At 66.6% G+C, this 12157-nt stretch carries 16 protein-coding genes; 15 read left to right on the top strand and 1 reads right to left on the bottom strand.

Features of this window, described 5'->3' with window-relative positions; genetic code table 11:
* Position 1 precedes the first annotated feature (1 nt).
* Positions 2–886, top strand: coding sequence for an SMP-30/gluconolactonase/LRE family protein (locus BXU08_RS01085; RefSeq protein WP_171982376.1), 885 nt, complete (start codon positions 2–4; stop codon positions 884–886).
* Between the two features lie 154 nt (positions 887–1040).
* On the opposite strand, the gene BXU08_RS01080 is transcribed toward BXU08_RS01085, so the two are convergent.
* Positions 1041–2000, bottom strand: a complete 960-nt coding sequence (locus tag BXU08_RS01080; protein ID WP_077507841.1) for an alpha/beta hydrolase — start codon at positions 1998–2000, stop codon at positions 1041–1043.
* A gap of 185 nt (positions 2001–2185) precedes the next feature.
* Between BXU08_RS01080 and BXU08_RS01075 the strand changes: the two genes are divergently transcribed.
* From BXU08_RS01075 to BXU08_RS01030, 14 genes are all read left to right on the top strand, one after another.
* Positions 2186–2692: an RNA polymerase sigma factor gene (locus tag BXU08_RS01075; RefSeq protein WP_171982375.1), complete on the top strand. Its 507-nt coding sequence runs from the start codon at positions 2186–2188 to the stop codon at positions 2690–2692.
* Positions 2682–3296, top strand: a complete 615-nt coding sequence (locus BXU08_RS01070; RefSeq protein WP_077507835.1) for a hypothetical protein — start codon at positions 2682–2684, stop codon at positions 3294–3296. The genes BXU08_RS01075 and BXU08_RS01070 overlap by 11 nt, the downstream gene beginning before the upstream one ends.
* A gap of 242 nt (positions 3297–3538) precedes the next feature.
* Positions 3539–3679, top strand: coding sequence for a hypothetical protein (locus BXU08_RS19695; RefSeq protein ID WP_171982374.1), 141 nt, complete (start codon positions 3539–3541; stop codon positions 3677–3679).
* Between the two features lie 147 nt (positions 3680–3826).
* Positions 3827–4804 carry a hypothetical protein gene (locus BXU08_RS01065; RefSeq protein WP_077507832.1) on the top strand — a complete coding sequence of 326 codons (978 nt, stop codon included), beginning with the start codon at positions 3827–3829 and terminating at the stop codon, positions 4802–4804.
* A complete protein-coding gene (locus BXU08_RS01060) occupies positions 4792–5718 on the top strand; it encodes a hypothetical protein (RefSeq protein ID WP_077507829.1) in 927 nt (308 codons plus the stop codon). The genes BXU08_RS01065 and BXU08_RS01060 overlap by 13 nt, the downstream gene beginning before the upstream one ends.
* Positions 5719–5730: 12 nt before the next feature.
* On the top strand, positions 5731–6225 hold the full coding sequence (locus tag BXU08_RS01055; protein WP_077507826.1) for a hypothetical protein: 495 nt from the start codon (positions 5731–5733) through the stop codon (positions 6223–6225).
* An 85-nt stretch (positions 6226–6310) separates the two neighbouring features.
* Positions 6311–6463: a hypothetical protein gene (locus BXU08_RS19690; RefSeq protein WP_171982373.1), complete on the top strand. Its 153-nt coding sequence runs from the start codon at positions 6311–6313 to the stop codon at positions 6461–6463.
* A 23-nt stretch (positions 6464–6486) separates the two neighbouring features.
* Positions 6487–6639, top strand: coding sequence for a hypothetical protein (locus BXU08_RS19685; RefSeq protein WP_171982372.1), 153 nt, complete (start codon positions 6487–6489; stop codon positions 6637–6639).
* Between the two features lie 69 nt (positions 6640–6708).
* Positions 6709–6840, top strand: coding sequence for a hypothetical protein (locus BXU08_RS20435; protein WP_290439633.1), 132 nt, complete (start codon positions 6709–6711; stop codon positions 6838–6840).
* A gap of 67 nt (positions 6841–6907) precedes the next feature.
* Positions 6908–7888 carry a HEAT repeat domain-containing protein gene (locus tag BXU08_RS01045; protein ID WP_077507820.1) on the top strand — a complete coding sequence of 327 codons (981 nt, stop codon included), beginning with the start codon at positions 6908–6910 and terminating at the stop codon, positions 7886–7888.
* Between the two features lie 28 nt (positions 7889–7916).
* A complete protein-coding gene (locus tag BXU08_RS19440) occupies positions 7917–8834 on the top strand; it encodes a transposase (protein WP_150125369.1) in 918 nt (305 codons plus the stop codon).
* Positions 8831–10624: an ABC transporter ATP-binding protein gene (locus BXU08_RS01040; protein WP_150125368.1), complete on the top strand. Its 1794-nt coding sequence runs from the start codon at positions 8831–8833 to the stop codon at positions 10622–10624. The genes BXU08_RS19440 and BXU08_RS01040 overlap by 4 nt, the downstream gene beginning before the upstream one ends.
* Complete coding sequence (locus tag BXU08_RS01035) at positions 10621–11112, top strand: hypothetical protein (RefSeq protein ID WP_077507814.1); 492 nt, start codon at positions 10621–10623, stop codon at positions 11110–11112. The genes BXU08_RS01040 and BXU08_RS01035 overlap by 4 nt, the downstream gene beginning before the upstream one ends.
* Positions 11109–12155, top strand: a complete 1047-nt coding sequence (locus BXU08_RS01030) for an efflux RND transporter periplasmic adaptor subunit (protein ID WP_077507811.1) — start codon at positions 11109–11111, stop codon at positions 12153–12155. The genes BXU08_RS01035 and BXU08_RS01030 overlap by 4 nt, the downstream gene beginning before the upstream one ends.
* The last annotated feature ends 2 nt before the right edge of the window (positions 12156–12157 follow it).

Here is a 12157-nt window from a genome sequence, read left to right as displayed (position 1 = left end):
CGTGCGCCCTCGCCTCTGGACCGACGACAATGCTGCGCCACGGCGGTACGACATCGATGCCGAACTGGGCGAATGTCCGTACTGGATCGCCGGGGCAAGCCGTCTCGCCTGGGTGGACATCGCCGGCCAACGCTATGCGACGCTCGATCCCGCGACCGGCGCCACCCAAACCCACCGCTTCCCCCACCGGGTCGGGTCCGCCGCACCGATCGATGCCGGGACTGCGATCCTCGCCACCGACGACGGGCTATATCGCTGGCGTCTGGATCGGCCCCTCGAACGCCTGCCCTCGCCCGACATGCGCGGCATCACCTTCAACGACGGCAAATGCGACTCCGCCGGCCGTTTCTGGATCGGCAGCCGCGCACGCGACGGGAGCAGCGGCGGCGGCACGCTGTTCAGGTTCGAAGGCGGCGTCGCGCCCGAGCCGATCGCCTCGGGGTTCGACGTCTGCAACGGCATGGGATGGAGCCCCGACGGCCGCTTCTTCTATCTGATCGATACCGTACCGCGGCACCTGTACCGTTTCCACTATGACGCCGCGCGCGGCGCGCTCGGGCACCGCGAACTATTGTCCGGCTTCGAAGGCGTGCCGGGCAAGCCCGACGGTCTCGCAGTCGATGCCGTGGGACGTATCTGGTGTGCGATGTGGGACGGCAGCGGGATCGTCATCCTCTCGCCCCAGGGCGTACCGATCGACTGGCTGCCGACGCCCTGCCCGCGCCCGACCAGTTGCGCGTTCGGCGACACCGATCTGCGCACGCTTTACGTCACCAGCGCCCGCATCGGCCTCAATCCGGACGATCCGGCGTTCGGCGCTTCCGGCGCGCTCCTCGCCTATCGCCTCGCAGTCGCGGGGCAACCGGTGGCGCGCTTCGCCGGCTAGGGTCTGGCCCCAGTTGGATACGATCGGGTGCGGCTGGGCTCGACCTTTGCGATTTTCCGCAGGGCCACGCTCCCGCTGGAACATGCGCGACAGTGTGACCCCAATGTGACCTTTGCTTTCGCAAACGCGCGCCCCGATCAGCCAGGGCCAAACGCTAGGCCAGCCGGTTGCGCCGCAGCCAGCGAAGCGCGAGCGTCGGCCATTCGGACATCGGCCACGAAGGATCGCCGCGCAGCCCCAGCCCGTGCGCACCATCCTGGAAGAGGTGAAGATCGACGGCGCCGCCGCTCGCGCGCACTGCCTCGAACAACAGCATCGTATGGCGCCAGGGCACCGTCCGGTCTGCGAGCGAATGAACGAGCATCAGCGGCGGCGACACGCTGGGAATAGTGCGCTCGAGCGACCAGGCATCGGCGTCGGCCTGCACAGGGTCCGTGCCGAGCAGCGCCCGCCGCGACGCGCTGTCGAACCCGGCCTGCATCGAGACCACCGGATAGAGCAGGACCGCGCCATCGGGACGCGTGACGAAGCGATCCGCCGCATCGACTGCGTCATAGCTCTGCTCATACACCCGCGTGCACAAACTGCCCGCCAGATGCCCGCCTGCCGAGCCGCCAAGCACCGCGACGCGCGCCGGATCGATCGACCAGCCGCCGCCGGCGCGGATCAGCCGCATCGCGCGCTGGGCGTCCTGGAACGCCACTTTGGGTCCGCTGCTCCAGCGGTCGCCGGGCAGCCGGTATCGCAACACGAACGCGGCGACACCTTGCGCGCGCGACCACCGCGCCGTCTCATAGCCTTCGCGATCGATGCCCACGCGCGTGTAGCCGCCGCCTGGAATGATCAGGATCGCCGCGCCATTGGGCTTTTCGGGCCGGAAATATGCGATGCTCGGCCGCTGCACCTGCTCGGCCACCCGATAGCGCAGCCCCAGCACGTCGACCTGGTCGATGACGCGCTCCGCCATCTTCCGCGTGGCAATGCCCGGCATTCGTCCTTCCGGCCATAGTGGGATCACCTTGTCCGGCTCGGCAGGATCGGCGGAGAAATCGAACGACTGCGGCGCGACCGCGGCCGTCATCGCAAGGAATGCCCGTCGGGAAGTCGCCAGCATCGTCTTTCTCCACGGTCACCCTCGCCGCGACGTGCCAAAAGCACGATGTTTCATTTATAGCAATACTTGCCCAAGCATGCTGAATAGCGCCGTAACCGCCAAATCCCGACAAGAACGCTTCCCTGTCGCAGCAGATCGCGTTAGGCCATTGAAAGTAACTGCTTGTCCGGGGGCGGGTAAACGTCTTGAGCCAGAGCGCTATAAGCTTTGACGACGTCATACGGTCCCACTCCGGGCTGCTTTCGCGCATAGCGCTGGCCTATGAAGCCGATCCCAGCCAGCGCGAGGATCTCAAGCAGGAGATAGTCCTCGCCGTATGGCGCGCGCTGCCGTCCTTTCGCGGCCAGTCTTCGCTCAAGACCTATGTCGCGAGCATTGCCCAGAAGCGCGCAGTGACGCACGTCTCGCGCCGCGTGCGAAGTCCTGTTACAGAGGAGTTGGACGAAGAGCTTCCCACTGCCGACCTGCAGCCCGACGAAGCGGCGATTGTCGCGGATCGACGGGCACGGCTGTTGGCGGCGATGCGCGAGTTGAGTGTGGCCCAGCGGGAGACGGCAACGCTGATGCTGGAAGGCTTCTCGTTCATCGAAATCGGCGAGACATTGGGGATCACCGCCAATGCCGCGATGCTCCGCTGCCAGCGGGCCAAGGCGTCGCTCGTCGAACATATGGGGGCGGCACATGGACGGTGAGTACGACGATCTCTCCGAGCTGTGGCGCGGCAGCGTCGCGCATCCGGCCGAAGAAGTGTCGGCAGCGTCGGAGCGGGCGCTGCGCCGCGCGCGCTGGATCGAACGCGCCGAATTGCTGGTCAGCGCCTGCCTGACCGTCTTCGTCGTCTTCGGCATCTGGCGGAAGTTCACTCTGGGATCTCTCGCAGTCGGCGTGATGATCGTCCTGCTGCTGCTCTGGTCGGCACGCACCCGCTATCGTCTCCGCCGCGTCGAATGGGGCGCCGACCAGCGCGATCGCGAAAGCTTCCTCGAAGGCCAGATCCGGCGATACCGCGCCCGCGTCCGCCGCACCTTGTTCGACATCACGCTGTTCGGGCCGGCGACCTTGCTCGGGATGCTGTTCGCGGTACTGAGCCAGCGCGACGGACGCCCGCTCGGCCCGCACCTGCTGGATACGCTGCTCAGCTGGTCGGCGGTGCTCGGCCTCGCGGTGCTCGCCGCCACGATTGCCTTCCTGATCTTCCGGCTGCGGCGCCAGCGCGCCGTCATTCGCCAGCTGTCCGATGTGCTCGCGGACCATCGGCGCGAAACTGCGATCGACCAGTTGATGCTCGGCCTTTGAAGGCGCCGCGCCGCTAAGTTCCGCCTTTCGAAAAATAATTCGAAATAGTGCGACAGGTTTTCTCCCGCAGTGAGACTAATTGATTGACGGCTTTGAACAGCCGTTCTCGTCGAAAGCCTCAGACGGACACCGGTCCGCCGAACGCGATATCACGCGATCGGCGAAGCGGAGACTTGTGCGCCGGGGGCCGCGATTTGGGAGGTACTGGCCGGTCCTGCCGGCTGCTTTTCGGGGGAACATCGATGACGAAGACCAGCAACGTACACGCTTCCGCTTTCACCCTCCGCACGCCGGTGGGCTTTTGCGGCCATGTCACCCGGCAGGAGGTCGGAGGACCGGTCTGCATCGGCGTGATTGTCGGCACCTACCTGATCGGCGGCTAGCCGATCGGCCGGGGGCGGTCGCCGCTCCCGGCCCGGCACCACGCCGGACGCTCGAACTTAAACGTCTGCATACAAGCCAGCCAATGATCCCGCCGCCGCCGACAACGGTGCGGTGTGCGCGGACCCGTGCCTGGCCTTGGAGGATGTATGATTTCCAGGCAGGAACTTCGGCACTATTTCACCCAGGCGCAGCGGCCCCGCGGCGGCGCGCTCCCCACCAGCCTGCCCGCGCACCACTGGCGCCTCCAGCCGGCGCTGGCTTCGCTCCACGCAGCGCTCGACGCACTCGTCGATCCAACCGCTGAAACCGTCCGCGAGTTGGTAGCGTCAGCCTTTGCCGACACCGACTGGATCGACGGCTGGATCGCGGCAATGGCGCAGGACGCGCTTCACGACGCCTATTTCGAGCCGCCGCTCGCGCCGACCAGCAACGGATTCCAGCGCGGCGTCGCCGTCTTCGCCCATCGCCACGTCAACATCGCGCTGAACAGCCTGCCGGTCGATGTGCTGGCGGCCAAGAAGATGCAGCGCAGCGGTCCCGCGGCGATCACCTTCACCGGTACCGTCTCGGTGCAGAAGTTCCTGCGCGCCGGCGGCGGCCTGCTCCGGATGTGGAGCGCGCCCGCAGTATCGGACAATTTCAGCCTCGACGATGGTCTGGCGTGCCGCCCGGCCGGGCATCGCGCGCTGGAAGACGGCGACATCCTGACGCTCGACGGGCGTACCCAGAGCTATGTCATCGAGCACGCCATCGCCGATATCGTCGTGCTTCAGGCCGAAATCCTGCTCGATCGCGCGCCGTTGCTGATCGAATATGATTCAGAGGATTTCACTGCCGTCGCCGCGTGCAGCACCAGCGACAATGCCTCGCGCAGCCAGATGCTGCTCTCCTTCCTCGCCACGCTGGGCCGCAGCGAGGACGATGCGGTGGTCGAGCCCTTCACGCATGACGACAGCTTCTTCCTGCGCTGGCACGCGACCACCGAGCTGTTCCGCCTGAACGAAGGCCGTGCCCGCGCGCGGCTCCACACGATGGCCGACGAAGATCCGCACCCCGATTTGCGCGCCGCGGCGAGAAACGCGCTGGGCGTACTCGCAACGGAGGCACGCGCATGCCACGCATAATCGAAACCGCCACGCAGCATCGCGCCGAGCTCGGCGAACTGGTCGAAGCGCTCGAGACCGGCCGGTTCGACGCGCGCGACGAGGATTGTTTCGCGTCGTTCGGCGACGGCCTCAAGGCGCTTGCCAACAATCGCGACTTCCTCGCCGACCTGATCGTCGCCGAGCTCAAGCAGCGCTGCCGCGATCAGAGCGCGCAGAATGTCTACGGCCCGCAGGTGGTGATCCTCCACCAGTCGCGCGACTTCTTCATCCGCGCCAATTTCTGGCCGTCCGAGGATGATCGGCTGCTCCAGGAGAATGGCCCCGAGGCGTTCTTCTATCACGTGCCGCACGACCATAATTTCTCGTTCCTGACCGCCGGCTACATGGGCCCGGGCTATTGGAGCGACTATTACGAATATGAGTATGACAGCTTCGCCGGCGCGATCGGCGACGAAGTCGACTTGCAGTTCGTCGAGCGGTCGCGGCTCGAGCAGGGCAAGATCATGCTCTACCGCGCACACCGCGATGTGCATGCGCAGCTGCCCGCCGACGAACTCTCCGTATCGCTCAACATCATGGAGCGCGCGCCGCATCTGAGCTTCCGCGACCAATATCGCTTCGATGCGACGGGCAAGACCGTCGCGGCGCATCTCACTCGCAGCGCGATCGAGCCGCTGCTGGCGCTGTGCGCGCAACTGGGCGGCGGCGATGGCCGCGATCTGGTCCAGTCCTATGCGGCGCACCACCCGAGCGACCGGATCCAGTTCAGCGCGATCACGGCGCTCGCCTCGTCCCAGGCCAGCCTGGAAGACCGGCTCGCGGTGTTCGAGCGCGGATCGCGCGACGCCAATCCGTTCATTGCCCGGATGGCCGCACGCCAATGCGCGGCGGTCGAGACCGGGCGTCCCTGGATCCAGAGATCTGTTCACTGAGGAGGTGCTGCGATGCTCGTGCATATCACCCTGCCCACCAACGCCCCGCTTCAGGCGACGGGCACCTGGGACACTGCGGAGGCGCCGCCGTCCGATTCCGAATGGTGCCGCCGCGTCGCGTCGGACATCGCCCGCTCGCGCAGCCTGCGCCGCCGCCTGCTGGCCGATTTCCAGATGGCGGACCCGGTGTGGGACATGCTGCTCGACCTGTATCTGTCCGAGCGCAAGGGCGTCCGCGTCTCGATCTCGGACCTTGCGCTGGCCGCCGGCGTACCACGCAGCACCGGCGTCCGCTGGGTCGGCACGCTGATCGAGGCAGGCACGCTCAGCAGCGAGCCCGACAGCTGCGACGGACGCCGCACCTGGGTCGAGCTCAGCCCCGAATCGCGCGCCGCGCTGGAGCATTATTTCCTCGAAGTGGCCCGCACGCTCGCACGCCTTCCCGGCGCATCGCGGAACTGGTCTCAAGTTGAGCGCAACAACAACCTCAGCGCATTGACTGTATAGTTGAATGGTCGCAACATCCAGTTGTCAGAAAGAGCTGACAAATCGACAGGCAAACGAGCTTAGGCTCAACAACTGGAGACTTAACATGAGCAACCATCAGGTACATAACTTGCCCTCCCTCGACTTCGAAGTCGGCATGCTCGTTGAACAGCGCGGAGAAGCCGTTATTTGCAGCCTCACCGCAGGCATTGCTTCGATTATCGGCGCGATCTTCTTCGCCGACGTCGACCAGCTCTAACATACTCTCAAAGGGGAAATTCCATGATCAACACCAACAATCTGCCCGCCCTGGACCTCGAAGTCGGCGCTCCCGGCTCGGCCCGTCACACCCCGGTCGTCGCTGGCCAGGTCATCGCCGGCATCATCATCGGCGTCGTGATCGCGGTCACCAACGACGCAATCAGCGCCGAATAACCGCTTGCGGGCGCGGCGGATTGCCGCGCCCGCAAACACTCTGCCGATCGGACAAGAAAGGAAATGACCATGACCGTGAACGTCGAAACCCTGCCGGCACTCGAGCTCGAAGTCGGTGCGCCCGGCTCGCTCAAGTGCAAGCCGGTCGTCACGGGCCTGATGGTGGTGCCGATCGGGCTGATCCTCGCGGTCTTCTACTGAGCAGGACCGCCTTTCCACTCTGGACGGGGCGAACCTTCGGGACCTCGATCGACATGAGGAAGATGACATGAAGAATCTCAAGGACATCATGGCGGTAGTGACGGCTCCCGAGTTCCGTCCCGGCCTGCTGGAAGACAACAAGCGCAGCGTCAGCTATTACAATGACGATCTCGGCTTCGGCGATCTCAAGCGAGTCCTGGCAGCAAACGAAGACATGACGCCGGCGGAAGTATTTCGCCTGTGCGACGTCTTCTTCACCGAGGACCGCATCCAGGCGATCGTTGCCGAAGAGCAGCGCTGCGCCGACCGCAATCCTTTTTACGGCTCGTCGTTCCAGCCGATCGGCGGCGAGTTCTTCGGCGGCATGGTGCTCGCCTCCACCGATCAGTTCACGGCGATGCTGCTGGCGCTCGACGGCTTCGAGATCGATCTCGCCAAGCAGCGTTATGGCGAGCGGCGCACGCTGACCTTCGGCGGCCAGGAGACCTATCTCAAATTCTTCCGCTCGCACGAATTTCCGCTGCAATCGTGGAAAATCCCGACCTTCGGCGACGACGACGACCTCCACACGCTCGACCTGCGCTTCGAGGAAGGGGAGCGGTTCGACTGCAAGGCCGGCGACGCGCTCCACTTCAAGGCGAACGAATCCTTCGAATATGCCGCGAAGGCCGGATCGCATGCGCTGGTGCTGCAGATCCAGATGTACCGCGGCGGCATGCCGATGGCGCTCGAGTTCGACTTCGATACGCGCCGCATGGTCGGCGCCAGCTCGCCCGCGCAGGAGCCGACGCGCCTGCAGATGCTCGCCACCGCGATGCGCCTGTTCGGCCGGCAGGACAGCTGCGACCAGCTCGAACGGCTGCTCGAACATCCCTCACACTATGTCCGCTGGCACACGATGCGGGAATATCTCGGGCTCAACCTCGAACGCGCATGGCCGCATCTCGAGCGCATGCGTGACCAGGATCCGCAGGCGGCGGTGCGCCGCGCCGCGCAGCGCACGATCGAAATGCTCAGCGACGAAATGCCGGCCATCGCGGCCGAATGACGCTCACCCACCGATAGGAGACGCCACCATGCCCCTAGTCATCGACTCTCCGCAGACCGACGCGATCGAGCTCGGCGAAATCATCGAATATCTGCACGACGAGAATATCGACACTTCGGATCACGATCAGATGATCGCCGCGGCGCCGATGCTCAAGCGGCTGAGCAACAACCGTACCTTCCTCGGCGACATGGCGCTCGACGAACTCAAGAAGCGTACCGGCATCGGCAACGGCTCGAACAACTACGGGCCACAGGTCATCATGCTCTACGCGCCGACCAAGCGTCAGCAGACCTTCTTCCTGCGCGCCAATTTCTGGCCGTCGTCAAACGACCACCTGTTGCGCGCCAGCGGGCCCGAGCAGTTCTTTTACCATCACCCGCATGACCATTCGTTCAACTTCCTGACCGTCGGTCATTTCGGCCCGGGCTACAGCAGCAACTATTACACCTATGATTACGAGGAAACCGCCGGCTATCCCGGCGAGCCGGTGGATCTCAAATTCGTCGAGAAGAGCTCGCTCAACGAGGGCAAGGTGATGCTCTACCGCGCCTGCTACGACATCCACGATCAGCTGCCGCCAGAGAGCATGTCGATCAGCCTCAACATCATGGAGCTAACCGTGCGCGGCAGCGTGGTCGATCAGTACGGCTTCGACGTCGAGCGCAACTTCGTCGGCAACATGATCAATCGCATGTCGATGTGTTCGCTGATGCCGATGGTCGCCCAGGTGGGCGGCGAGAACGCCCAGGACTATCTCATCGAAACGGCACGGTCGCATCTCTCGGAACGGGTGCGCTTCGCCGCGCTCAAGGCAATGGCCGCGAAGCAGCCGGACCTCGAGACCACGATGGAAGTGTTCCAGCAGGGTGCCCGAAGCGACAGCGCGCTGGTTGCAGGCTGGGCACAGCACAAGCTCACTCGCCTAGAGAGCCTGCGCGCGTGACCCGCGCGGCGCCCACCGACACCGCAGGCCCCAAAAAGGGGCCTGCGTCCTATGCCGACCTGTTCTCGGTATTGGGCCATGTCCGCATCGATCGCGCGGCTCTGTGCTTCGCGGCACTGCTGACCCTGGTGGAGGTGGGCGGCACGCTCGGCTTTCCGCTGCTCACCCGTACGATCGTCGACGGGTCGGGCGCAGTGTCGGTTTCCGGCGGTGTGTTCGGCCAGCCGGTGGTCGTGCAATTGGTCCTCGTCCTCCTCGCCGCCGCGGTCGCCGCGGCGGTGGCGCGCTATCTCACCAGCCGTTCGGGCCTCGCGCTCGGCGCGCGGCTGCGCAGCGCGGCGATCGAGCGGTTGGTGGCGGCCCCCGTCACCTATCTCGACGGCCTGGCGAGCGGTGAAGTGACCAGCCGCGTCATCAACGACACGAAGGCCGTCGCACAGCTCATCTCGCGCGAAAGCCTCAACGCCGGATCGGCCGTGCTGTTGCTGACCGGCGCCGCGGTGGTGCTGTTCTCGATGGACGGGGCGCTCGCCGGCATCCTGTTCGGGGTGATCGGCGCGGCGTTCCTCGCGATGCTTCCGGTGATGCTGACGATGGCGGCGGTAGCGTATCGCACCCAGGACGAGACCGCCAAGCTCAGCGGCCGCCTCACCCAGATCTTCGCCGAAATGCGGATGGTCAAGACCTTCGGCGCCGAGGAGCGCGAGCGCCGCCGGGCCGATACCGGCATTTCCGCGCTGTTCGCGCTCGGCTGCCGCTCCGCCCGAATCGAAGCTGCGCTCAGCCCGGTGATGACGCTGGCAGTGACGATCTCGCTGGTCACGATTCTCGCTTATGGCGGGATGCGCGTCGCCGCGGGAACGCTCTCTTCGGGCACGCTCACCGCCTTCCTGCTCTACATCTTCACCGTAGTCGGCCCCCTCGCCCAGCTGACGAGCTTCTTCTCGCAGCTCTCGGTCGCGCGCGGCGCCTCGACGCGGCTCGCCGAAGTGCTGCGCCTCGCCCCCGAATGGTCGGCGCCGCCCGCGCCGCGCACCGCCAGCCGCACGCCCAAGGCGCTGACCTTCGACGGTGTCCGGTTCAGCTATGGCGATCGCGTCGCGCTGTCGCTCGACACGCTTGTCTTCGCGCCGGGCAGCCGCACGGCGATCATCGGCCCCAGCGGCTCGGGCAAGTCGACGATGCTCGCACTGGTCGAGCGCTTCTATGCCCCCGACCAGGGCAGCATCCGCCACGGCGACGACAACATCACCGCGATCCCGTTGCGCGAATGGCGCGGCCGGATCGGCTATGTCGCGCAGACTTCGGCGATGCTCTCGGGCAGCGTCCGCGACAATCTGCTCTACGGGATCGACCGCCCCGTCGGCGAAGAGGCGATCGCCAGCGCACTCGCGCTGTCGCGGTCGGACGGGTTCGTCGCGGCACTGCCGCTCGGCCTCGACACCCAGGTCGGCGAGCGCGGCGCGCGGCTGTCGGGCGGCGAGCGCCAGCGGCTCGCCATTGCGCGGATGTTCCTGCGCGATCCCGAGATCCTGCTCCTCGACGAGGCCACGTCGAGCCTCGATGAGGAGAACGCCCATCTCGTCCTGCAGGGCCTCGAAGCGCTGATGCGCGGCCGCACCTGCATCCTCGTCACCCATCGCATGGCCGGGCTCGAGGCCATGGACCAGATCGTCGCGCTCGACGGAGGGGAAATCGTCGAGCGCGGCGCCCCCGAGGCCCTGTTGTCCGGCGCCGGCTTCTATCGCCGCCTCGTCCACCGCCAGTTCATTCAGGAGAAGTCCGCATGACCGCGCCTTTCACGCGTCCGGCCCGGGGAGCGACGCTCTCGGGCCTGGCGACGCACAAATGCACGCTGATCGGGTGGATGATCGGCTGGGCGTCGTTCACCTATGTGTCTGCGGCGGTGCGGTGGCTGCAGACCGGCGCCGAGACCGAAGTCCGCGGCATCCCCATGGCGGTGTTCACGGTGGCGGATAAGGTGCCGCCCTACGCCAAGATCGCTTTCGGCGCGCTGTTCCTGCTGCTCCTCTATGTCCTGCCGCGGCTGTCACTGCCCGGCGGGCGCGCTCCCACCGGGATGGTAGCCGGCCTCGTCGCCGCGGTCGCGGTGCTGTGCGCCGCGCCGTTCGACTATTTCGCCGCAACCAGCGGCAGCCTGCTGTGGAACGCGGGCGCTGTCGCCACCGCACCGCATCTGTTGTTGGGCGCGGGCGCGGGCCTGGTGTGGGCCGCCGCGCGGGCGCGCTGCGAGCGCAAGACGGAGGCAGACCAATGACCGCCACCGTCGCCGATCGCCTGCGCGAGCTCAAGCTCGACCGCGAGCCGATGCGGTCCGTGCCCAAGCCGGCGCCCGTCCTTCGCGCCGAGCGCAATGGCCGCCGTTCCATGCTCCCATTGCTCCTCACCGGCATGGCCAGCCTCGCGCTTGGCAGCGTTGCGACGGCAGCGCTGCTGGGCGGTGCCACGGGCACGGCGGCACCGGTCGCCGCCCCGCCCGCTCGACCGGCGCAACCCTCCGCCGATGCGCCGGTGGCGAGCTTGGTCGCCGCCGGCTTCGTCGTGCCTCAGCGCGGCGGCACCGTGGGGTCACAGGTCACCGGGCAGCTGCGCCAGGTCCTCGTCGCGGAGGGCGACCACGTCCAGGCCGGCCAGATCATCGCCCGCGTCGATAATTCGGACGCGCGCGCCGGACTCGACCGCGCGATCGCCGCCCAGGCCGAGGCCCGCCAGACCGTCGCCGCGCTGCGTCACCAGCATCGCCAGGCCGTCGCCACGCTCGCCCGCCGACAGGCGCTCAGCCAGCGCGGCTTCACCACCATGGCGGCGCTGGAGGAAAGTCAGGCCGAAAGCGGCATGCTGGGCGCGCGCATCGCCGCTGCCGAGGCCGCGCTCAGCGGCGCGGCGGCATCGGTACGCGCCGCGCATGTCATGCTCGATCGCTATGCGATCCGCGCGCCGTTCTCCGGCGTGGTGATCGAGAAGAATGCCGAAGTCGGCGAACTCGTCTCGCCGATCTCCGCGGGCGGCGGCTTCACCCGCACCGGCGTGGTCACCCTGGTGGATATGGCCAGCCTGCAGGTCGAGGCGGACGTCAACGAAGCCTATATCAGCGGCATTCGCTCGGGCCAGCGCGTGGTACTGACCTTCGATGCGCTTCCCGGCGAGCGGTTCGAGGCCGCGGTCGCCGCGATCGTCCCCTCGGCGGACCGCAACCGCGCCACGGTACGCGTCAACATCGCGTTCGTGCGCAGCGATCCGCGCATCCTCCCGCAAATGGCCGCCAAGGCGGCATTCCTTCCCACAGGAGACCGGTCGTGAAC

It is taken from the genome of Sphingomonas sp. LM7 (assembly GCF_002002925.1).
Taxonomy (GTDB): Bacteria; Pseudomonadota; Alphaproteobacteria; order Sphingomonadales; family Sphingomonadaceae; genus Sphingomonas.
The sequence above is the reverse complement of the archived record's forward strand: the minus strand, read 5'-3'. Positions and strand labels throughout refer to the sequence as shown.